Origin of the sequence: Nocardia sp. NPDC056564 (assembly GCF_042793755.1) — a bacterium.
Classification (GTDB): domain Bacteria; phylum Actinomycetota; class Actinomycetes; order Mycobacteriales; family Mycobacteriaceae; genus Nocardia.
The window spans coordinates 119,967-141,862 of record NZ_JBHTUR010000015.1 but is presented as its reverse complement, the minus strand read 5'-3'; the positions used below and the strand labels follow the sequence as shown (position 1 = coordinate 141,862).

Annotated in this window: 19 protein-coding genes and 1 pseudogene; 8 read left to right on the top strand and 12 right to left on the bottom strand. The window is 70.1% G+C overall.

All coding sequences use genetic code 11. From position 1 onward, the window contains the following. Positions 1-18 precede the first annotated feature (18 nt). From ACFQ9K_RS31270 to ACFQ9K_RS31260, 3 genes are all read right to left on the bottom strand, one after another. Positions 19-534: a DUF2771 domain-containing protein gene (locus tag ACFQ9K_RS31270; protein ID WP_378722000.1), complete on the bottom strand. Its 516-nt coding sequence runs from the start codon at positions 532-534 to the stop codon at positions 19-21. Then, the gene (locus tag ACFQ9K_RS31265) at positions 531-2,384 is read right to left on the bottom strand and encodes an MFS transporter (protein WP_378722001.1); all 1,854 of its coding nucleotides are present in this window, start codon (positions 2,382-2,384) and stop codon (positions 531-533) included. Before ACFQ9K_RS31265 ends, ACFQ9K_RS31270 begins: the two co-directional genes overlap by 4 nt. A gap of 157 nt (positions 2,385-2,541) precedes the next feature. Then, on the bottom strand, positions 2,542-3,318 hold the full coding sequence (locus ACFQ9K_RS31260) for a glutaminyl-peptide cyclotransferase (RefSeq protein ID WP_378722002.1): 777 nt from the start codon (positions 3,316-3,318) through the stop codon (positions 2,542-2,544). Between the two features lie 17 nt (positions 3,319-3,335). Between ACFQ9K_RS31260 and ACFQ9K_RS31255 the strand changes: the two are divergent. After that, positions 3,336-4,062 (top strand): annotated as a pseudogene (locus tag ACFQ9K_RS31255) (DUF3027 domain-containing protein); the annotation flags it as partial. Positions 4,063-5,011: 949 nt separating this feature from the next. Beyond that, a complete protein-coding gene (locus ACFQ9K_RS31250) occupies positions 5,012-8,125 on the top strand; it encodes a sacsin N-terminal ATP-binding-like domain-containing protein (protein ID WP_378722003.1) in 3,114 nt (1,037 codons plus the stop codon). 33 nt (positions 8,126-8,158) lie between these two features. On the opposite strand, the gene ACFQ9K_RS31245 is transcribed toward ACFQ9K_RS31250, so the two are convergent. Further along, positions 8,159-8,773 (bottom strand): TetR/AcrR family transcriptional regulator, encoded by a 615-nt coding sequence (locus ACFQ9K_RS31245; protein WP_378722004.1) that lies wholly within the window; start codon positions 8,771-8,773, stop codon positions 8,159-8,161. A gap of 124 nt (positions 8,774-8,897) precedes the next feature. Here ACFQ9K_RS31245 and ACFQ9K_RS31240 point away from each other — a divergent pair, with 124 nt between their 5' ends. Continuing rightward, positions 8,898-10,955 carry a neutral/alkaline ceramidase gene (locus ACFQ9K_RS31240; protein WP_378722005.1) on the top strand — a complete coding sequence of 686 codons (2,058 nt, stop codon included), beginning with the start codon at positions 8,898-8,900 and terminating at the stop codon, positions 10,953-10,955. Positions 10,956-10,969: 14 nt separating this feature from the next. On the opposite strand, the gene ACFQ9K_RS31235 is transcribed toward ACFQ9K_RS31240, so the two are convergent. After that, a complete protein-coding gene (locus tag ACFQ9K_RS31235; RefSeq protein WP_378722006.1) occupies positions 10,970-11,209 on the bottom strand; it encodes a DUF2530 domain-containing protein in 240 nt (79 codons plus the stop codon). A 62-nt stretch (positions 11,210-11,271) separates the two neighbouring features. Here ACFQ9K_RS31235 and ACFQ9K_RS31230 point away from each other — a divergent pair, with 62 nt between their 5' ends. After that, positions 11,272-11,709 (top strand): MarR family winged helix-turn-helix transcriptional regulator, encoded by a 438-nt coding sequence (locus ACFQ9K_RS31230; protein WP_378722007.1) that lies wholly within the window; start codon positions 11,272-11,274, stop codon positions 11,707-11,709. A gap of 37 nt (positions 11,710-11,746) precedes the next feature. Here ACFQ9K_RS31230 and ACFQ9K_RS31225 read toward each other — a convergent pair whose 3' ends face one another. Then, entirely contained in the window at positions 11,747-12,148 is a 402-nt protein-coding gene (locus ACFQ9K_RS31225) for a YccF domain-containing protein (RefSeq protein WP_378722008.1), read from the bottom strand. Between the two features lie 93 nt (positions 12,149-12,241). After that, entirely contained in the window at positions 12,242-13,447 is a 1,206-nt protein-coding gene (locus ACFQ9K_RS31220) for a GNAT family N-acetyltransferase (protein WP_378722009.1), read from the bottom strand. A gap of 106 nt (positions 13,448-13,553) precedes the next feature. Here ACFQ9K_RS31220 and ACFQ9K_RS31215 point away from each other — a divergent pair, with 106 nt between their 5' ends. Together ACFQ9K_RS31215 and ACFQ9K_RS31210 are read left to right on the top strand one after the other, a co-directional pair. Then, complete coding sequence (locus ACFQ9K_RS31215) at positions 13,554-14,354, top strand: TrmH family RNA methyltransferase (RefSeq protein ID WP_378722010.1); 801 nt, start codon at positions 13,554-13,556, stop codon at positions 14,352-14,354. After that, positions 14,351-14,635, top strand: a complete 285-nt coding sequence (locus tag ACFQ9K_RS31210; protein ID WP_378722011.1) for a DUF2537 domain-containing protein — start codon at positions 14,351-14,353, stop codon at positions 14,633-14,635. The genes ACFQ9K_RS31215 and ACFQ9K_RS31210 overlap by 4 nt, the downstream gene beginning before the upstream one ends. Here ACFQ9K_RS31210 and ACFQ9K_RS31205 read toward each other — a convergent pair. From ACFQ9K_RS31205 to serC, 3 genes are all read right to left on the bottom strand, one after another. Further along, complete coding sequence (locus tag ACFQ9K_RS31205) at positions 14,632-15,378, bottom strand: DUF6928 family protein (RefSeq protein ID WP_378722012.1); 747 nt, start codon at positions 15,376-15,378, stop codon at positions 14,632-14,634. The two genes, ACFQ9K_RS31210 and ACFQ9K_RS31205, sit on opposite strands and share 4 nt — an antisense overlap. A 335-nt stretch (positions 15,379-15,713) precedes the next feature. Then, positions 15,714-16,778, bottom strand: a complete 1,065-nt coding sequence (gene sepH / locus ACFQ9K_RS31200; protein WP_378722013.1) for a septation protein SepH — start codon at positions 16,776-16,778, stop codon at positions 15,714-15,716. Between the two features lie 200 nt (positions 16,779-16,978). Then, positions 16,979-18,103: a phosphoserine transaminase gene (gene serC / locus ACFQ9K_RS31195; RefSeq protein WP_378722014.1), complete on the bottom strand. Its 1,125-nt coding sequence runs from the start codon at positions 18,101-18,103 to the stop codon at positions 16,979-16,981. Between the two features lie 167 nt (positions 18,104-18,270). On the opposite strand from serC, the gene ACFQ9K_RS31190 reads away from it, so the two are divergent. Further along, positions 18,271-18,936 (top strand): hypothetical protein, encoded by a 666-nt coding sequence (locus ACFQ9K_RS31190; RefSeq protein WP_378722015.1) that lies wholly within the window; start codon positions 18,271-18,273, stop codon positions 18,934-18,936. A gap of 6 nt (positions 18,937-18,942) precedes the next feature. On the opposite strand, the gene ACFQ9K_RS31185 is transcribed toward ACFQ9K_RS31190, so the two are convergent. Beyond that, positions 18,943-19,803 carry a polysaccharide deacetylase family protein gene (locus ACFQ9K_RS31185; RefSeq protein ID WP_378722016.1) on the bottom strand — a complete coding sequence of 287 codons (861 nt, stop codon included), beginning with the start codon at positions 19,801-19,803 and terminating at the stop codon, positions 18,943-18,945. A gap of 116 nt (positions 19,804-19,919) precedes the next feature. Beyond that, the gene (locus ACFQ9K_RS31180; protein ID WP_378722017.1) at positions 19,920-21,068 is read right to left on the bottom strand and encodes a citrate synthase 2; all 1,149 of its coding nucleotides are present in this window, start codon (positions 21,066-21,068) and stop codon (positions 19,920-19,922) included. An 83-nt stretch (positions 21,069-21,151) separates the two neighbouring features. Here ACFQ9K_RS31180 and pdxH point away from each other — a divergent pair, with 83 nt between their 5' ends. Further along, a complete protein-coding gene (gene pdxH / locus ACFQ9K_RS31175; RefSeq protein WP_378722018.1) occupies positions 21,152-21,880 on the top strand; it encodes a pyridoxamine 5'-phosphate oxidase in 729 nt (242 codons plus the stop codon). Positions 21,881-21,896 lie beyond the last annotated feature (16 nt).

Below are 21,896 nucleotides of genomic sequence, written 5' to 3'. Positions count from 1 at the left end.
CAAAGTCGGTTGTCTGCCCTACGCAGCGGTGCTGATCGACCACGCGGCGTGCGGCAGGTAGAACTCCTTGCCCGTGTCCTTGTCCCTGGCCAGGATCGGCAGTTGCAACTCGACCCCGACCAGTCGCAGATCCGGTTCCGGATGCGAGTCGATGGTGACGGCCAGCGCGCCTGCGTCGAAGTTGGCGTGGCTGATCACCCGGTCGATCCGGTCGCCGTTGGGCAGCGCGTAGACCAGCTGGGCCAGCCACGGCGCGTCCGCGACCTGCTTCGGCAGCGACAGCTGCAAGGGGTAGTCCTTGGGCACCTTCAGTTCGATGGTCTGCCCGTAGCGGCAGTCCTCCATCGTCACCGTGCAGTACACGTACGGGGTGACGTCCACCGTCTTGCCGTGGGCGTAGGCGGTGATCACCGGATCGTGCTCGTCCGCGTTGCGCACCAGCACCACCAGGACGCCGACGAAGGCGACGGTGAACACGAGTAGTGCGGCAACGACGAGTGCGCCGATCGCGCGCGGGCTGAGCTTCTCGCTCACTGGCTCGGGTCTCCTATTCCTGGTTGGATACGGCTGGTTTCGCCGCCGCTCGTCCCTGGTCGACGGTATGCGTTCGAAGTCTGTGGCATCGGCCGGGTCGCGGGAACCTCCTGCTCCGCGTGTTGCGGACGATTTCCGCCGAGGCCGGGCAGCAGCGAGTGACCGCGGTAGCTGACGAAGGTCTGGACCAGGCCGATCACCAGGATCGCGGTGACCACCGCGAAGCCCTTCCAGTAGTCGGTCGGCAGCAGCACGCCCGCCGCGCCGCCGACCACCCAGCTCAGTTGCAGCACCGTCTCCGAGCGGCCGAATCCGGACGCGATCGATTCGGGCGGCAGGTCGTCCTGGATCGAGGCATCCAGGGACACCTTCGCCAGCGCGCTGGTGCAGGAGGCGATCAGGGCGGCCAGCGCCGCGCCGAGCAGGTTGTTGGCGAACGTGGCGAACAGCGCGACCAGCGTGCAGGCCGCGGTGCAGCCGAGCACGATCAGCGTCGGCTTGCCGAGCTTGAGCCGGGCGCCGGTGGCATTGCCGGCGAAGTTGCCCAGCGCGGCCATGGCGCCGACCACGCCGAGCATCGCGGCCTGCTGGGCCGGGCGATGTTCGGTGGCCTTGGCCACGAACGCGACATAGAAGGTGAGGAAGCCGGTCAGCACCCGGATGGCGCTGTTGCCCCACAGCGAGGTCACCACCGAGCGGCCGAGCGGCTGCCTGCGTTTGCGCGGCGGCGTCGCGGATTCCTTCTCCGGCGTCAGTACCTCGGTGGGCGCGTGATAGCTCAGTGTCGCGGGCACCTCGCCCTCGGTGACCTCCACCCAGGACGGGATGCGCAGGCTGAGATACGTTCCGGCACAGGCGATCACCGCCGCGAAGATCAGCGCGCCGCTGGAGCCGGCGATGGCGGCGGCCAGCGCGGCGATCGCGCCCGCGCCCATGGTGCCGCCGACCAGGCCGAACACCGTGAGCCGGGAGTTGGTGCGCACCAGGTCGATATCCGGCGGCAGCACGCGCGGCGTCACCGCGCTCTTCAGCACCGAGAACGATTTACTGCCGATCAGCATGCACAGCGCCAGCGGATACAGTGCCCAGCTGTCGAACTCGAGGATCAGTGCCACCGCGACCACCGCGCGCAACGCGAACGAGGTGGCCAGCGCCACCCGGCGTCCGTGCTGCAACCGATCCAGCATCGGGCCGATCAGCGGGGCGATCACCGCGAAGGGGGCGATCGTGATCAACAGGTACAGCGCGACTTTCGTCTTGCTCTCCGCGGTGGCGCTGGCGAAGAACAGGGTGTTGGCCAGCGACACGGCGACCGCGGCGTCCAGGGCGAAGTTCGCCATCGTCGCGTAGGTCAGCGCGGTGAGGCCGGACTTGTCGGCGCCGTCGGCCTTGGCCGCGCGCTGGAAGGTGGCGATGCCCTTCTCGGTCAGCTGGCGGCCGCGCATGGCGGCGACGCGGGTGACGGTGAGTTTGCGCGGGACGCGCTGGGTGCCGGGCGGAACCGGCGTGTCGTCGGCGGGTTCGGGCGATTGCTCGGGCAGCGGGGCGGTGGGCGGCGGGATCGCGGCCTTCGGCTCCGGGCGCTGGGGTGCCTGCTGGTGCGGTGGTTCCGGGCGATGCGGGAAGACTCGGCGCGGGGTGGCGTGTCTGCGGGTCTCGGCCTCGGCGGGGTCGGCCGGGCCCGCGTGCCCGGCCAGCCGGTCGGGGTCCAGCGGCGGCAGCGGCCTGCGGCCGGACGGCGTGTTCGGCGGCGGATATCGGTCGAAACCCGGGTGCCGTTCGATTGGCGGATACTCCGCGCCGTCCCACCGATCACGGTCGGGACCGGAAGGTTCGCGGGGAGTAGTCACATCCTCAATTCTGTCGTACTTCGGTGCTGGGCGTTCACTCGCTGTCGAAGGTGTCGGCGGAAGGTGACGTTCGTCGCGTCGTTGACGGCGGTGCATCTCCCTGGACTTCCCCGCGCGGCGAATCGCATGCGAATCGGTGTGCGGGAACTCACCGCGATCAGGCGGGCACGAAGCGGACCTCGAAGGTGGTCGGCCAGTTCTTACCCGCCAGCAGGAACCGGTCGGTGCCGGGAATCTGGGCGATCCCGTTGAGCGTGTCCTCGCCGTTCGGGATGATGCTGCGCGGCAGCAGGCCTGCCGCGTTGATCTGCGCGAGCACCCGGCCGCTGTCCGGGTCGATGCGCAGGATGCGGTCGCTGGGCCAGTCGTTGGCGTAGATCGAACCGTCCTCGGCGCAGTCGAGTTCGTTGAGCCGCGCGTTCTGGTGGCTGGTCAGCCGGATCGTGCCGGTCGGCGCGAAGGTGACCGGATCGCGGAAGGTGAGCGCGTCGGTGCCGTTGCTCATCACCAGTTGCCCGGCGCGGGTGCACAGGCCCCAGCCCTCGCCTTCGTAGGACGCGCGGCCGATCTCGGCCAAGGTGTTCGGATCCCTGGCGAAGGCCGTGTGGTCCTGCCAGGTCAGTTGCCACAGCCTGTCGCCGGCGAGGGTGAGTCCCTCGCCGAAGTAGGGCGCGGGCAGATCGACCCGGGCCAGCTGCTCGCCGGTGAAGCGGTTCGTCGCCCGCACGCTCGACGCGCCCGACAGCCCGGTCCCTTCGTAGAGAATGTCCCCATCGATTTCCAGCCCCTGGGTGAACGCGCGCGGGTCGTGCGACCGGGTGGCCACGACCTCGACATTCATCGCGGGCGACGCATCATCGGCCGCCGCGCACCCGCCCCAGATGACCACACCGACCAGCACACCGATGGCCAACGTCTGCCGATTGCGTTTCATACGGCAAAATGTAGGCCGTGAGCGCAGTTTCTGTTTCTGAGTCCGGTGTCAGGCCGATTCTGGCCGATGCCGTCGATCTGGCCCGCCGTGCGCTCCTGGAGTTGGAACCAGCCGGTGTCGGGGCGCATCTCGGCGTGGCTGCCGAGGACGAGAGCGCGGCAACCCATCACTTCGAGGCCACGCTGCCCGGCTATCGCGGCTGGCAGTGGGCGGTCGTCGTGGCGGCCCCACCGGAGGCCGACTACGCGACGGTGAGCGAATCGGCGCTGCTGCCCGGGCCGGACGCCCTGGTCGCGCCCGACTTCGTGCCGTGGGATCAGCGCATCAGGCCCGGCGACCTGGCGCCCGGTGACCTGCTCGCGCCGCCCCCGAACGATCCGCGCCTGGTGCCCGGCTACGTCGCCACCGGCGACCCGGCGGTCGACGAGGTCGCCCTGGAGATCGGCCTCGGCCGCACCCAGGTGCTCAGCCTCGAAGGTCGCGAGGAGGCCGCCGAACGCTGGTACGCCGAATACGGCCCGGACGCGGACATGGCCAAGGCGGCCCCGTCCACCTGCGGCCTGTGCGGCTTCTATCTGCCGCTGGCCGGCTCGATGCGCGCGGCCTTCGGCGTCTGCGGCAACGCGATGGGCGCCGACGGACACGTCGTGCACGTCGCCTACGGCTGCGGCGCCCACTCGGACACGGTCGCCCCCACCGGCGGCGGCTCACCCCTGTACGAGGCATTCGACGACGCGGCCGTGGATCTGATCCCGGCCGAGGAACTCCACGCGCCCACCGCCCCGGAGCCTGCCGTCGAGACCGGATCAGCGGATACGGCAACCGCACCGGTCGAGGAAGTTCCGTCCGCTGGCGCCGAATCCGCCGAGGCAACGGAAACATCTGTCGCCGAGGTCGAATCGGTGGCGACGGATGTCGACGCGGCACCGGTCGAGGACGCGCAGACCGTCGCGACCGAATCCACCGATGAGGCGGGCGCACCGCTCGCGACGGATGCGGTCACGCCGGTTGCCGACGCGGCAGCGACCGAGTCAGCCCAGCCGCTCGAGGCCGATGCCGGGGCCGCGCCCGCCGACACCGCAGCCGTGGCAGATGCCGGCGCGGAGGTCGCGGCCGCGCCGGTCGAGGAAACTCCGGCGGCCGAGACCGAATCCGCTGATTCGTCGGACGCATCAGCAGTAGCCGAATCGACTGCACCGGTGGCCGATACGGCAGCGGCGAGCGTCGAGGCCGGATCGGCCGAGGTGGCGGTTGAGACCGCGTCTGCGTCGGATGCGGCAGTCGTCGCGGATGTCGAGGCGGCAACGGCTGAGGTTGCGCCCAGTGCGGAGGCAGTCGCTGAGTCGGGCGATGTCGCGGCCGCGCCGGTCGCGGAAGCTCCGGCGGTTGGGACCGAATCTGTCGATGGGCCGGTTGCGGCCGAATCGGCAGGTGCCGAGGTCGCGCCGGGTGCGGATGTGCGGGTCGGCGAAAGTGGTTCCGCGGCAGACGATGTGGTGGAGGCCAAGCCCAGCTTCGATGTCGTGGTGGAGCCGAGTGGTTCGGTTACCGTGGTCGCCGAGGGCGGCGTCGCGGAGGCTGATGCGCAGGCGGCCTCCGGGGACGAGCACGTTGTCGACGGCGGGGCCGACTCATCGCCGCAGAGCTGACCGAGACGGCCGATCCGTTCGGCACCTCGGCGTTGCGGGCGGGCGTGCTTGCCGCCTGGCGTGATTCGCCGACCCGGCTGCGCGAAGACGCGGCGACCGAGGCGGACCTGGTGCGCGCCGGTTACCGCGACCGGCTGCTGACCGAGCTGGCGCAGAACGCGGCGGACGCGGCGGCCAAGGCCGGCGTCGCGGGCCGGCTGGTGGTCCGGCTCGACGGTGCGCACCTGCACATCGCCAATGCCGGTGCGCCGCTGGATCTCTCCGGCGTGCACGCGCTCACCGCGCTGCGCGCGTCCGGGAAGTCCGATGTCACGGCCGTCGGCCGGTTCGGCGTCGGCTTCACCGCCGTGCTGTCGGTCAGCGACGAGATCGACCTGCGCTCGACCACCGGCTCGCTCCGGTTCTCCCGCGACCTGACCTGGGAAGCGCTGCGGCGCAACGACATCCGGATCCCCGACCAGTCGGCGAAGGACCAGGCCGGCGAGTTCGCGCCGCCGGTGCTGCGGATGGCCTGGCCGACCGAGGCCGCTCCGGCAGCCGGCTTCGACACCGAAGTCGTGCTGCGCCTGCGCCCGGACATCGATGCCGCGGCGCTGCTCGGCGGCATGCATGACGAAGCCGTCGACCTGCTGCTGGAACTGCCCGCACTGCGACACATCACGATCGAAGCGGCGGAGTTCACCAGCGCCACCACCGATCTCGGCAACGGCTTGCAAGCGATCCGCGTCGATGGCCCGGGCGACACGCACCGGACCTGGTGGCAGTACCGGGCACCGCACGCCCGCTGGCTCCTCCCGCTGCGCAACGGCAGCCCGATCGCCGCCGCGCCGGACGTGCTGCGCGCTCCGACCCGCTCCGACGAGGAACTGTCCCTCCCGGCCCTGCTGATCGCCGACATCGCGATGCAGCCGGACCGCCGCCGCCTTCTCCCCGGCGCCCGCCTCACCGAACTCGCCACCGGCTACGCGGATTTCGCCCGCGCCCTCCCGCCTCGCGACCGCCTGGTCCTCGTCCCCACGCCCGGCTTCGCGCGGAGCGAGGCCGACGGCCTGCTCCGCGAAGCGCTGATCCGCGAACTCCAGACCAAGCCGTGGCTGCCGATCGTCGTCGCCCCCGGTGCGGCCGGCCAGGCGGCTGAGGACGCCGCGGCGGCCCTGTTCGCCCCGGTGGCCCAACCCGGCTCAGCCACTGCGCCCAGCACCGCAGAAACGCCGCTGTCGGCCGCACCGGACGAGGATTCGCCCGTAGGTGCCGAGACTTCGCCCAGCGTCCCCTCTTCGTCGGTAACCGCCAACCCCGGCAGCGCAGCACGGCCGGACACGGTGTCCACCATTGCGGACACCGAACTGTTGGACGACTCAGGCTTATTCGAGACAGTCGGCGACCCCTCTTCGTCGGTAGCTGGGGACACCGACAGCGCACCGGTATGGCCGGACGCGGTATCCACCGGTACGGGCACCGAACTGTTGGACGACTCGGCCCTATTCGACGCAACCGCGACCGATTCCACCGACGTGGCGGTCCCGACGCGGGCGAGTGTGTTCACCGGCCTGACGGACGACCTGGCGCGCTTGCTCGATGATGTGGTCGGGCCGTTGGTGATTCCGGAGTTGTCCAGGCCCGGGCATGCCGAGGCACTGGGTGTGCTGGATGTGCATCGGATCGGGTTGGCGCGTCTGGCCGAGTTGTCCAGCGGGCTGGAGCGGGCCCCGCACTGGTGGCACCAGCTGTATACGGCGCTGGAGCTCTTCGTGGGGGACCCCCTGGCCGCCGAAGAACTTGGTGCGCTTGCCGTTCCGCTCGCCGACGGACGTCTGGTCACCGGCCCCCGCACGACGGTGCTCGACGACCAGCTCGAGGTCGCGATTCCGGTGCATTGGGCCCGGCTGGTGCATCCCGAGGCGGCGCATCCGCTGCTGGCCCGGCTCGGCGCGCGTTCGGCCACCGCCGAGGACCTGCTGAGCGAACCCGATCTCCGTGCCGAACTGGAAGATCACCCGGACGACGCGGACACCATCGATGCGGTCCTGCGCCTGGCCGTGCTCGCCGATCCGACCGCCCTCCCGGCCTGGCTCAGCCTGATCGAATTGCCGGACGTCGACGGCGAATTGCGCCCGGCCGACGAATTGCTGCTGCCCGACGCCCCGCTGCGCGAGCTGCTGGTCGAGGATTCGCCGTTCCGCGCGATCGATCCGGCCGTGGTGGACGGCTATGGCGCGCAAGCGCTGCGGGCCATCGGCGTCGGCTGGGATTTCACCGTGGTCACCGAGGCCGATCCGACCGGCCCGGACCACGATCTGGACGACGAGGACCGCTGGTGGTCGACGCTGGCCGACGATCCGCCGGAGTTCGCCGCGATCCGCGATCTCGACCTGGTGGACGACGCCGCCTGGCCGGAGGCGTTGTGGCAGTTGGCTTCCGCGCCGCGCACCCGCCGGCTGCTCACCGATCGCAACGGCTACACCGCATGGTGGCTGCGCACCAACGCGCGCATCGACGGCACCCCGCTGGGCCTGATGCGGCATCCCTCGGACACCGAATTCGCCGGGCTGCTGCCGACATTCGCGGTTCCGGGTCTGGCCGACGACGCCACCGCGATGCGCGCGATCCTGGCCGACTCGTCCGTGATCACCCCCGACTTGGCGACGGCCCTGCTCAACGCCCTTGCCGATCCGTCGAAAACCCCTACCCCCGAAGTGGTTTCGCGCACGCACGGGACGCTGGCCGCCGCGGTGGCCGAGGAACTCCTGGATCTCACCGACCTCGCGCTGCCCGATCGGGTGCGCGCGCTGTCCGGCGAGGTCATCGATCCGGCCCAGGCGCTTGTCCTGGATCAGCCCTGGTTCGGCCTGGCCGTGCCACCGAATCGCTTGGTAGCCGGCGACCTGCAGACCGCGCCCGCCCTGGCGAACCTGCTCGATCTGCCCCTGGTCTCCGAGTCGGTCACCGCCGAGATCTCGTCCACCGGCCGCCGTACCACGTGGTCCGACGAACCGCTGGGAGTCGTACTGCGGCAACTCTTCTCGCTGCCCCGGCAGGCGGGCGATCTGGTGCTGCACGACGATCTGCGCGTCCGTCTGCACGGTGCGATCGAGGCCACCGCCTCGGTTCCGTGGTGGCGCGACGGCGACACCGTGCACGTCCGGGCACCGCGCTGATCGGCGAATCCGCCTGTCCCGCAGCGGTGATCGCTAAGCGGCGTGCTCCGCGATCATCTGGCTGAGCAGGTCGAGCTGCGAGCGCACGCTCTCACTGTCGTTGTCCACCAACCACCGCAGCACAACTCCGTCGATCACATTCAAGGTGAACCGGCTCAACGATTTCAGCGGAACCGACCACTGGTTCCCGGTCGCGTCGCGCGCGTGTTCCAGGATGTCGGCGACGGTGGAGTCGTTGAAGTTGTACTGTTCCCTGGCGATTGCGAGTTTCGCTGGAGTTTGCTCACCCTCGCGCAGTGCGTAAGTGGTGGTTTCGTAAGTGAGCAGTTGACGTTCCGGAGTGGCTTCTATGTTGAGCCACATCAGTTCCAGTCCCGCGCGGATCAATTTTTGAAGCGCTTCTTTTCCACTTCCGACGTCTTGCCATACCGTTTCATTGGCGTCGACAGAATCGCGTAATTCCATCGACAACGCCTTGACCAGCTCGGTCATCAGCGCGTCCTTGTTTTCGAAACAGTAATGCACCACTCCAAGCGAGACTCCTGCCGCTTGGGCGACATCGCGCGTGGTCACGCCCGCAACGCCCTTTTTTTCGGCAAGACCGATAGCGGCCTCGATAAGGTGGGCCCGTCTTTCTTCGACGCTCAATCGGGAGGACACCCAAGGGAGTTAAGCGCTCGGGGAGCGTGCAGTCAATTCGCCGGTGGAAAAATCTCGACTGGACGAGTGACCAGTTGTGTGGTTCGCTGCCATCAGATCGAAGGAGACGCGTATGCCGCTGTCGCGCAGAACCGTTCTTGCCCGAACCGTTGCCGGTTCGGCGACGCTCGCCGCCGCCGCGGCGGTCCCCGCCATGTCCGGCGCGCTCGGCGCCGAGGCGGCGGCCGCGCCGGGTTCCGGTGGCTACGAGCTCGGTGTCGGTATATCCGACATCACCGGTCCTGCCGCGGAATGCGGAATGATGGGATATTCCCAGCTCGAACAGCAGACGGCGGGTATCCACCTGCGGCCGCGGGCGCGCGCGTTCATCATCGGGAGCGCCGGGCGGCGCATCGTTTTCGTGGTCGCGGAGAACGGGATGATCTTCCAGTCCGTGCACCGCGGCGTGCTCGCGGAGCTGGCGCGGCGCTTCGGCGACCGGTACACCGAGCAGAACGTGGTGCTCACCTCGACGCACTCGCACGCGACCTGTGGCGGCTCGAGTAACGATTACGCATACAACCTGTCCATCTTGGGTTTTCAGCAGCAGGTGTACGACGCGGAGGTCAACGGCATCGTCGAGGCCATCGCCGCCGCGGACGCCGATCTGGGCCCCGGCTCGCTGGCGCTGGGGCACGGCGAACTGCACGACGCGAGCGTCAACCGGTCCCGCGTGGCCTGGGAACTCAATCCCGTTGCCGACAAACAACACTTTCCCGCGGCGATCGACCCGGCCGTCACCGCCCTGTCCCTGATCAAGGGTGGCCGCCAGGTCGGCGCCATCACCTGGTTCTCCACCCACTGCACCTCGATGACCAACGAGAACCGGCTGATCAGCTCGGACAACAAGGGGTACGCGGCGTTCGCCTACGAACACCTCGAACACGGCGTGCGCTACCTCGACGGCGCACCGGATTTCGTCGCCGCCTTCGCCCAGACCAACGCAGGCGACATGTCCCCGAACCTGAACCTGCGCCCCGGCTCCGGCCCCACCGAGAACGAGTTCGACAACACCCGCATCATCGGCGAGCGCCAGTATCAGGCGGCGAAAGACGCACTGGCCCAGGCCCGGTCGATGAGCGGGCCGGTCGACGCGATGCTCTGTTACATCGACCTGGCCGACATCGCCGTCGACGGCCGGTTCACCCCGGACGGGCAGCCGCGGCACACCGCGACCGCGGCGGCCGGGGTCTCGCTCATCGCAGGCAGCATCGAGGACGGACCCGGCTTCCCCGGCGCCCCCATCCCGGAAGGCGTGCGCAACCCCTTCCTGGATGCATTGGGCGGCGCAGGCACCCCCGCGCCGGCGTGGCTCGCGGATGCCCAGGCGCCCAAGGCGATCGCCGCGCCGCTCGGGCTGATGCCGCCGGTGGCCTGGGTGCCGAATGTGTTGCCGGTGCAGATCGTTCGGCTCGGCGAGCTCTACTTGGCCGCCGCCGGTGGGGAATTCACCATCACCGCGGGCCTGCGCGTGCGCCGCGCGGTGGCGGACGCGCTCGGCGTGCCGCTGGAGCAGGTGCTCATGCAGGGGTACGCGAATGCCTACCACGAATACGTCACCACCCCTGAGGAATACGACTCGCAGCAGTACGAGGGCGCCTCGACCCTGTTCGGCCGCTACACCCTCTGCGCCTACCAACAGGAATTCACCCGGCTGGCAACGGCATTCGCGGCCCGGCAGGTGGTCCCGCGCGGCCCCGCCCCGCGCGACGTGTCGAACCTGCAACCGAACTTCCAGCCCGGCGCGGGACCGGACACCACCCCGCCGGGCCGCGACTTCGGCGACGTGCTGATCCAGCCCGCCCCGGCCTACGCCCCCGGCGCCCAGGTCGTCGCCGAATTCGTCTCTGCCCACCCGAAACACAACACCCGCCGCAACAGCACGTTCCTGGAGGTGCAGCGGCGCAACGCGGCAGGGGAGTGGACGCGGGTGGCCAACGAGGGCGAATGGGCGGTGAAGTATTTCTGGAGCAAACGCGGCGCGGCCACATCCGTGGCGCGGTTCACCTGGGACATCCCGGCCGACGCCGCGCCGGGTCGCTATCGGTTCCAGCACTACGCCGACAGCCTGAGCCCCGACGGCGCACTGCATCCGTTCACCGGCACTACCAACGACTTCGAGGTCGGCTGACCCTCGTGCGTGCGCTACAGACCGGTCTGCGCGCCCTTGTCGCCCCGGCGCGCCGCCCGCCGCTGGATGAGGAAAATCCCGAGCGCGAGCACGCCGACCACCAGCCCCATCAGGCAGACCGGCAACACCGACGCCCACCGGTCACCACTGGCCCAGACCACCGCCGTGGCCACCAGCCAGAGCGCGCTGCCGACCGCGAGCACCGGGCGCGGATCGGTCAGCCGGGGCGGGATCTGCGGCACATTCTCGGTCACGGCACCAGCGTAGCTGCGCGAACGCGCGTCCGACGCGCAGCCGTCCCGTATCGTTCAGCTCTGTGACAACGCCATCCGATGTTCGAGCCCTCGCCGGTGAACTCTCACTGGCAGTGGTTCGACTGACGCGTCATCTGCGCGGACGCCGCGCCGACTCCCAGATCTCGCTGACCCAGCTCTCCGCCCTCGCCACCCTGGCGCGGGACGGCGCGATGACACCGGGGGCGCTGGCCGCCCGCGAGCGCGTGCAGCCGCCGTCGATGACGCGGGTGATCGCCTCGCTCACCGACCTGGGAATGGTCGAGCGCAAGCCGCACCCCACCGATGGTCGCCAGATCATCGTGTCGCTGTCCGAGGCGGGTACCGCGCTCATCGCCGACGAGACGCACGCCCGCGAGGCCTGGATGACCGAGCAGCTCTCCGGCCTCACCGACGATCAGATCGACGTGCTCACCCAAGCCGTCGCCATCATGAAGCAGATAGTCGCCGAATCGGAATGAGCGGTGTGCACCCATTCCGTCGGCTCCTGACCTCCGCCTAACGCGCCCCGAACGGCTGGTCGCTGTCCACGATGTCGCGCCCGAGCGGGAACAGCGACAGCGGGATGAGCTTCAAATTGGCCCAGCCGAACGGGATTCCGATGATCGAGACGAACAACGGGATGCTGGTCAGCAGGTGGCCGAGGGCGAGCCACCAGCCCGCGACGATCACCCAGATGATGTTGCCGATCAGCGATCCCGCACCCGCGCCCGGCCGCTCCACCGTGGTCCGGCCGAACGGCCACAGCGCGTAGGCCGCGATCCGGAACGACGCGATGCCCCACGGGATGGTGATGATCAGGATGCAGCAGATGATCCCGGCCAGGATGTAGCCCAGCGCCATCCACACCCCGACGAACACGAGCCACAGGACGTTGAGGATCAAACGAATCGGCGCCATGTGAACAGGATGCCAGCCGAACCGGGGCACCGGCATCAGGGTTTCCCCCGAGCCGGTGCGACGTGAACCACAGCCGCGATACCCAGGCCCGCGTCAGAAGAACCAGCCGAGCATCGCGTCGCGTTCGGCGGCGAACGCGTCGCCGAACGCGCGCACCGTGGCGAAGTCCTTGGCCTGCAAGCGGTTTGCCTCCGCGAAGACCCGGGCCGGGTAGGCGCCGAGGTACACGCTGGCGAGCACGTCGATGCCGAGTTCGAGGTCGGCCGGACGGTTGGTCGGCGCGCACTCGGCGATGCCGTCGCGCACGGTGAGGGCGAAGCTGCCGCCCGCGTCGCGGAACGGATCGGTCACCGCGAGCACGACATCCAGGTCGCGTTGATACGAGCGGGCGGTCAGCGCGGCCGGAATGTCCATGAGCCGCAACCACAGTGCGTCGTAGCGCGCGGTGGTCTCGACCAGCCGGATGTCGGTGAGCAGATACGGCAGCGGGTCGTTGTCGCTGAGCGCCGCGTCGATGTGCGTCACCAGCTCCAGCCCGGCCAGCGCCCGCCACAGCGCGGCATGCGCGTCGGTGGTCACCGAGCGCATGTCGACCACCTCGGCGACCTTGACGTCCTTGGTGTAGTTGTAGCGATAGAGCGCGTAGCCGTCCGGGTGCAGCAGCGTGAACAGATCGGTGCCACCGCCGCGGTACTCGGCCGGGTCGGCGAACAGCATCCGCCAGCTGGTCTCCGGGCGTGCCTGCGCGCCGGGCACGAGCCTGCGCCAGCGGTCGTAGACGGCCCGCACCTGGTCGGTTACCTCGGTGAGCGGGGCGAGCAGCACGCCACCCGGATCCGGTGCCGTCGGCCGGAACTCGGCGAATCGTCGATCGATGCGCACCGCGTTCTCCCGGATCGTCGGCCCGTAGCCGAAGCGCCCGTAGATGGTGCCCTGGCTGGCGGTGAAGATGGTCAGCGGCACGCCCTCTGCCTCGGTCCGCCGGTGCTGCTCGGTGTACATCGCCCGGAGGATCCCGCGCCGCCGGTGCGTCGGCGCGACCACCACACCCGCGATCCCGCACGCCTCGACCGTGCGTTCGCCGGGCACCGTCAGCGTCATCCTGGCCGCCTTGGTCGCCCCGACGATCCGCTCGCCGTCGAGCGCGACGATGGCGTCCTCGACGGCGAAGACCCGGTTCGCCGGGTCCCGGAACGCCTCGGGCAGCCGCATGCCGAAGGCGGTATCGGCGACCAGCGTGATCGCGGCGTCGTCGGCGGGAGTGGCGGACCGAATGGTGATTCCGTTTGGCAGCGTCATGGCACGACACTCCCACGCGGCGTGCGGCGCCGCATTCGAATTAGTGCCGGGCGACGCGGCCGCACCGGAGGCGGCGGTGCGCGCCGGGCCCAGGCAGGATGTATCCGTGGCCGAAGTGATCGATATCGTCGACCCCGCCGATCCGCGGGTCGACGACTTCCGCGACCTCAAGTCCGCCGATCGCCGGCCCGACCTGCCGGGCCGCAAGGGCCTGGTGATCGCCGAGGGCGTGGTGGTCGTGCAGCGGATGCTGGATTCCCGCTTCGCGCCGACCGCGTTGCTCGGCGTGGACAAGCGGCGCGAGGAGCTGGCCGCCGATCTGGTCGGCGTCGACGTGCCCTACTACCGCGCCTCCGCCGAGGTGATGGCGGAGGTGGTCGGCTTCCACCTCAACCGCGGGGTGCTCGCGGTCGCCCAGCGGCCCGCGCCGCTCACCCTGGACGAGGTCCTGGCGCCCGCCCGCACGGTGGCGGTGCTGGAGGGCGTCAACGATCACGAGAATCTCGGCTCGATGTTCCGCAACGCGGCCGGGCTCGGCGCGGAGGCCATCCTGTTCGGCGATCGCTGCGCCGACCCGCTCTACCGGCGCGCGGTGCGGGTGTCCATGGGCCACGTGCTGCGGGTGCCCTTCGCTTCCGTCCCCGATTGGCCGCAGGGTCTGGATATACTGCGGCGCAAAGGGTTCCAGATCATCGCGTTAACTCCGAACCCGGCCGCGGTGACGCTGGCCGCGGCAATGACCGGAGACCGGGTGGCCTTGCTGCTCGGCGCCGAAGGTCCAGGGTTGAGCGAGGACGCGATGCGAGCCACCGATGTGCGGGCGCGAATTCCGATGTCACCGGGCACCGATTCGCTCAACGTGGCCACCGCGGCCGCGATGGCCTTCTACGAGCGGGTCCGGACGTGAGTTACCCACCGCATCGCGGCCCGACGCCCTGGGGCGCCGGGATCACCGTCTCGATCATGGTCGGGCTGCTCGCCGCGGTGGCGGTGTACTCCTTCGGCCGCGCGCTCGCCGAGGTGCATCCGCTGCTCGCGGTGGCGGTGAACCTGGTCGCGGCCGGCGGGGCGGCGCCGACCGCCTGGCGCTGGCGCTGGACGCCGGTGACCAGGTGGGTGGTCGGCGGCGCGGCGGTGGGCGTGCTGCTCGGCTGGGTGGCGTTGCTGATCAGCGGGATCGCGGCCTAGGAGACCCGGTCGTGACCGCGCAGCCAGCCGAACAGGCCGCGCCTCGGGCGCGCGCCGAGGTCCGGCTCGTGCTGCGGCGGGACGAGCGTGGCCGGGTCCGGCGCTTGGCCTTTCGGGTACAGCGTGAAGCCGCACACCGCGACATCGCCGGGGACCAGCGCGCCCTCGGCGGCGGGGGAGCGGTAGTGGAAGCCGAGCCATTCGTTGTTCGCCGCGTCGGCGAAATCGGGCGGGTCGAACGGCAGGGTCTGCGGGTCCGGCAGTTCGCCCGCCTGCCAGCGCACCGGATGCTCGCCGGCCCAGTACGGCCGCTCCCACACCAGCGGCAGGCCCTCGTCCTCCAGGATGTTCACCCGGCTGGAACTGAAGGCCCGGCGGAATTCGCCGCGCTCCCAATGCGCGAACGCGCCCCAGCCGTGCGCGGCGTCGAACGACACCAGGAAGGTGTGCTCGGAGGCCAGCGGCCGGACCAGCAACTCGGGGATCTCGGTCGGGTGCACCCGCGCGGCCTGCGCCGAACACACCACCGTCACGCCCGGGTAGCAGCCGATGTAGACCTCGTCGAGGTCGGGACCCGCGCAGCCGGCCAGGGTGCCGACCATGATCGGGAGCACGTCCCGGTCGCTGTGCAACTGTTTCGCCAGCGCCAGTGCGGCATCCGGATCCGGATCGTGGTTGGCCCGCAGGACCGTCAACGGGTCGGGTGCGTCGACGTACCAGAGCGTCGAAGCTTTCGATAGCATTTCCGGCACCTCCCGATGGTTGCACGAATCAGCTCCGCGAACTTCGAGCAACGCACTGGGGTGTCGAACAATTCATCGCCCTCGTGAATGTCCGAACCGTCGCGCGCAGTCGACAACACACCCAAAAATCTACTCGCCCCGCACGGCGCTGGGCGGCCCTTCGGCCCCGGAACACGCCAATGCGTACCAGAAATCGGTCGGCGGATTCGGTGCCCGGAACTCGGCGATACCGCTGGCTAACTCGTCGAGCGGAAGGTTCGCGCATCCCGGATGGGCGGCGCGGCCGACACCCCGGTGCCGCCGGGCGATCGAAATGCGGGCGGCGTCAAGCACACTCAGTGCCCGGAGCTGCGCACCCCGAGCAGCACGTCCTCCCAGGACGGCATGGGCGCCTTGCCGCGCTTGGTGCGCGCGGACTTAGCGGGGGCTTTGCCGTTGGCGGCGGGCTTGGCCGGTTCTTCGGCGGCGGGCTTGGCCGACGCGGCGGGCGCGGGCGGGGCGGTGGGTTCCGCCGGTGCGCTCGGCGTCGTCGGCGCGGGTGCGCTCGGTGCGGGAGCCGGGCTGGGCGCGGTGGGCGCCGTGGCGGTGGGGGTCGCGGTCGCACCGGCGGTGATGGCAGGCGTGTTCGCGCCGCCTGCGGCGACGGCCCGCTGCTCGTAGTATTCGTCCAGGGTGGGCTGGCTCTGCTGGCGGGCCGCGGGGCGGGCGGGCGGTGCGGTGGGCGCCGGGCGCGGTTCGACCGCGGGCTCGGGCTGCGGCGCGGGTGCGGCGGCCTCGGGCTCGGCGGGCAGGATCGTCGCGAGACCGCGTAGCGCGCGGCCGAAGTCGGGATCGATCAGGTCGGAGGCGGGGTCGTCGAGCGGGGAGACCGAGCCGCCGTGTGCGTCCGGCTGGTAGCGCCAGTGCGCCGCGATTTCCGAACGCCCGTTCTGCCACTGCAATTGGGCGACCCAGAAGCCCTTCTCGTCCTTCCAGGCGTCCCATTCGGCGCCCTCGATGTTGTGCCCGCGTTCGGTGAACGCGGCGGTGACGACATCGATGAGGGTTTCCACGGCGGGGCCGTCGGGGCGGACCGGGTGCGCCTTCTGGGCCAGTTCGGCCGCGCGGGCACGTTCCAGCAGCACGGGGTAGGCGAACCGCTCGACGCGGCTGGCCGGCATCCCGGATTCCTCGGTGACCTGGTCGACGGAGGCACCGGCACGGATACGAGCCTGGATATCGCGAGGACGCATAGTTGCTTCCATTTCGATCTCGATCTGGCCGAATCGGGCAAGGTCTCCGCGCGCTGCGGCTCGTAGCTTGTCGTCGGCGGGAAGCCGGTACTTCGCGCCGGACTCGGTGTCGATACACACGATGTGCGTGGAGTCGGGCGTCACCCCGATCACTCGAAGTTCACGCACCGTTACCTCCTTACCGCGTCGACCCGCGACACCGCCACCTTTCCGAAACAGTAGTGCACTTCTGGGATCCGTGGGGCGAGACACGCGGGGCGGAAATCTCCAAAAAGACTCCCGCGCCCCGCTAATCTGCTCTGTTCGACTTACTGCACCCTGCGGTGCGGCGTGTCATTTTCGGCGTGTCGTGCTCGAATCCGAGTGCGTCAGCCCAGATTCTGCACGACCCAGTCGATGCTGCGGGTGAGCTGGCTGACGTCCTCCGGATCGATCGCCGGGAACATGCCGACGCGCAGCTGGTTACGACCCAGCTTGCGGTACGGCTCGGTGTCGACGATTCCGTTGGCGCGCAGCACCTTCGCCACCGCGGCCGCGTCGACCGAGTCGGCGAAGTCGATGGTGCCGACCACCTGCGAGCGGTGCGCCGGATCGGTGACGTACGGCGTGGCGAATTCGCTCGACTCGGCCCAGTTGTACAGGCGCGAGGACGAATCCAGCGTCCGCTTGACCGCCCAGTCCAGGCCGCCGTTGCCGTTGAGCCACTCGATCTGGTCGGCGAACAGCAGCAGGGTGGCCAGCGCCGGGGTGTTGTAGGTCTGGTCCTTGGTGCTGTTGTCGATGGCGATCGGCAGCGACAGGAACTCCGGCGTCCACCGGCCCGAGCCCTTGATCTCCTCGACCCTGGCCAGCGCGGCCGGGCTCATCAGCGCGACCCACAGGCCACCGTCGGCGGCGAAGCACTTCTGCGGCGCGAAGTAGTAGACGTCGGCGTCGGTGATGTTCACCGGCAGGCCGCCCGCGCCCGAGGTGGCGTCGATGGCGATCAGCGCGTTCTCCGAGCCCGCCGGGCGCTGCACCGGAATCGAGACGCCGGTGGAGGTTTCGTTGTGCGCCCAGCCGATCAGATCGACCGACGGGTCCGACACCGGCTCCGGCGCGCTGCCCGGCTCGGCCGAGACCACGATCGGGTCGCCGATGAACGGGTTGCCCTTGGCCACGCTCGCGAACTTCGAGCTGAACTCACCGTTGGTGAGGTGCAGCGAGCGCTCCCGGATCAGGCCGAACGCGGCGGCGTCCCAGAACGCGGTGGTGCCACCGTTGCCGAGCACGACCTCGTAACCGTCGGGCAGGCCGAACAGTTCGCGTAGGCCCGAACGCACCCGCGCGACCACATCCTTCACCGGCTTCTGCCGATGGCTGGTGCCGAACACCGAGGCGCCGACGGTCACCAGGGACTGCAACTGCTCCGGGCGCACCTTGGAGGGGCCACAGCCGAAACGTCCGTCGGCGGGCTTGAGGTCGGCGGGAATCGTCGGGAGCGCAGTGGTCATGCGAACAGGGTAAAGCGTGCCGGACCTGCCCGGTTCGTGTGGGTCGGCACCTGTGCTCGAGGCCACGGACGCCGACCTCGCCGCGCCACGCCGGAATTGTCCCGGTCTGCTTCGGTTGCAGTGGAATTGCTGTGTCGCGGACCACACTCCGGCTAACCTTTGCGCCCATGAACATGGCGCCGGCGAACTCGGGGTGGCGATTGCTCGGTCGACGACCACGGTCCTTCGGGCTGCGCGTCGGCGCGATCTCCGATGGCGCGCGGCGGGAGTTGCTGATGCGCGGCGCGCAGGGTTCGGCGACCATCCTCGGCGTGCGGGCGAGTTCGAAGGCGGCGCCCGGCGAGCCCGCTGCGCCGGGGCACGTGTTCTGGGTCCGGGTGCTGGTCGACGGAATTCCGCCCTACGAGACCAGGATTCGCCAGCGCGTGTCCGCGGCGAACCTGGAGTGGATGCAACCCGGCGACGTGGTGTGCTGCCGCGTCGATCCGGGCGACCGGGATCGATTGGTGCTGTATGTGCCGGATTTCGCGGAGACCGGCCGGGCCAGCAGCGCGAAGATCCTCGCCGACGGCCGCCGTGCCGACGCCACCGTGCTGGCCGCGACCCCGGTCGCCGCGGACTACTCCGGCCGCGACGACCCGGTGCTCCGGCTCGACCTCGAGCTGCGCGCCTGGGACGAGCCGACCCCGTGGCTGGTCCGGCTCGTGCAGCCGGTGCCGTTGTCCGCGATCGGCCTCGTCGATCTCGGCCAGCACCTGGAGGTCGCCTTCTTCACCGTCGACCACGGCGAATCCGTCGCGGTCGACTGGGCGGCCTCGCTCGGGGAGGACTGATCGCGGTCAGAGGTGCACGAAGGTGAAACCCATGGCGCGGATCGTCGGCAGCACCGCGATCATCCCCGCGCCGGTCCCGGACTGCGGCCGATGCATGTGCGCGAGCGAAATCGCGCCCGGCGCGGCGGCATTCATCGCGCCCTGCACCTTGGCCGCGCTCGCGGTCGCGCCGTAATCGGCGTTGATGCTGAAACCGACCGGGGTTTCCCCCAGTTCGTTCACGATGGCCACCGCGACGTCGTCGTAGTGCGCGGTGCCCGCGCGGAAGAACCGCGGCGGACGGCCGACCAGTCCGGTGAGTCGCTCGTGGTTGGCCCAGACCTCGTCCGCGACCTCCTGCGCCGAACCGGTGCCTGCGATGCCATAGGCCGACTGCCCGTTCACCGACAGCGGCTTGTGCGCCACACCGTGATTGGCCAGCTCGAACAGCGGGTTCATGGCCAGCTGGGCGGCCCGCTGCTGGTTCGCGTCGATCCACCGCTTGTTCAGGAACAGCGTGGCCGGAATCTGCTGGGCGATCAGGAAGTTCACCAGCGATTCGTCGATGTCGTTGTTGCCCGCCCCGCCGCACGCGTCGAAGGTCAGCGCCATCTGCTTGCCGGTGGCCGCGAACGTGCTGAGGATGCCCGGCATCGCCACGCCCCACTGCTGCGGGTGGTCGCCCGCGTGCCGGGCGACCACCGCCGCGGGGGAGTTGGCCGGCGGTGGCGGCGCGTTCTTGGCGACCGCGGTGGAATTGCCCGCGACCGGGGTGCGACCGGTCGAGCTGGGCTGCGCGGACGTTTCGCTCTGCGCCGTGCCACATCCGGTGGTGGCCAGCCCGGCGGCCAGCGCGGCGCCGACGCCGAACATCCGCCGGCGAGACATGCCTTTTTCCATCATCCGTAAGCCCTCTTTCCGAAGTCAGCCCCGGATGCTACGCGAGCCGAACGCCCAAGTGGTGCAGGACATTCGGCTCGCGGTCATACCGTCTATCTATCGCGCTAGGCGTGCGAGATGGCCGCCCAGCCCGCGACCTCCTCCGGGCCGCGCGGGGCGGGCCCGGTGTAGATGGCCGCCGGGCGCACCAGCTTGCCGAGCTGCTTCTGCTCGAGGATGTGCGCACACCAGCCCGCGGTGCGGCCACAGGTGAACATGGCGGGCATCATGTGCGCGGGCACCTCGGCGAAGTCGAGGATCACCGCGGCCCAGAACTCCACGTTGGTCTCGATCGCCCGGTCCGGACGGCGCTCGCGCAGCTCGGCCAGCGCGGCTTGCTCCAGCGCGGCGGCCACCTCGTAGCGCGGGGCGGCCAGCCGCTTGGCGGTGGCGCGCAGCACGCGGGCGCGCGGGTCCTCGGCCCGGTACACCCGGTGCCCGAAGCCCATCAGCTTCTCCTTGCGATCCAGGATGCCCTTGACCAGCGCCCGCGCGTCGCCGGTCTTTTCGACCTCTTCGATCATCGGCAGCACGCGGGCGGGCGCGCCGCCGTGCAGCGGGCCGGACATCGCGCCGATCGCGCCGGACAGCGAGGCCGCGACGTCGGCGCCGGTGGAGGCGATCACGCGCGCGGTGAAGGTGGAGGCGTTCATGCCGTGCTCGGCGGCGGAGACCCAGTAGGCATCGATGGCCTCGGTGTGCTTCGGGTCCGGGTCACCCTTCCAGCGGGTCATGAACCGCTCGGTGACCGTGGTGCACTCATCGATCTTCTTCTGCGGCACCGCGGGCTGGTAGATGCCGCGCGCGGACTGCGCCACATAGGACAGCGCCATCACCGAGGCGCGGGCCAGGTTGTCCCGCGCGGTCTCGTCATCGATGTCGAGCAGCGGCTGGTAACCCCAGATCGGGGCGAGCATGGCCAGGCCGGCCTGTACGTCGACGCGGACGTCGCCGGTGTGCACCGGCAGCGGGAACGGCTCGGCGGGCGGCAGGCCACGACCGAATTCGCCATCGACCAGCAGCGCCCAGACGTCACCGAAGGTCACCCGGCCCTCGACCAGCTGCTCGATATCGACGCCGCGGTAGCGCAGCGCGCCGCCGTCCTTGTCCGGCTCGGCGATATCGGTGGTGAAGGCCACCACACCCTCCAGGCCGCTGACGAAATCGCTGGGTACGGCGGTCTGGCCGGTAGGCACCGCGGGGCTGGTAGTCATGTTGTGACTTCTCCTTGCAATTTCGAGCACATGCCGATCACCAACACCTTAGATCCTTGCTACCGCGGAGTAACGTCTGGCCCATGCGTGACCTGGACAATTCACCCGGCGGCCAGGAGACGGCCGATTTCCCGCCGAGCACCGATCTCGCGGGCATGCGCGTCGAGTACGGGGGCGCCCCGTTCGGCAGCGGCGAAGACGTCGATCTGGACGAAACCTGGTTGGCCGGCGGCTGGGAGCCGTTGTTACGCCACTGGATCGAGCAGGCGACCGCGGTCGGCGTCGCCGAGCCGAACGCCATGGTGCTGGCCACCGTCTCGCTGGCCGGCGGCACGCCCCGACCGGTCGCCAGGACGGTGCTGTGTAAAGGCCTCTCGCCCGAGGGTGTGACTTTTTACACGAATTACGACTCGGCCAAGGGCAGCCAGCTCGCGGCGGTCCCGTTCGCCGCGGCCACCTTCGTCTGGCCCGCGCTCGGCAGGCAGGTGCATGTGCGCGGCGCGATCGAGCGGGTCGGCGCCGAGACGACCGCGGTTTACTGGCGCTCCCGCCCGCGCGACTCGCAGCTGGGCGCCTGGGCGTCGCGGCAGTCCAAGCCGATCGGGTCGCGCGCCGAGCTGGACCGCACGATGGCCGAGACCATCGCGCGCTTCGACGACGTCGACGAGATCCCGGTGCCGCCGCACTGGGGTGGGTTCCTGCTCCGCCCGGACGAGGTGGAGTTCTGGCAGGGCCGGCGGGGCAGGCTGCACAACCGGATTCGGGTGCTCATCGCGGACGGGGCGATGACGGTGGAGCGACTACAACCCTGACCTACGGTCCGCACTC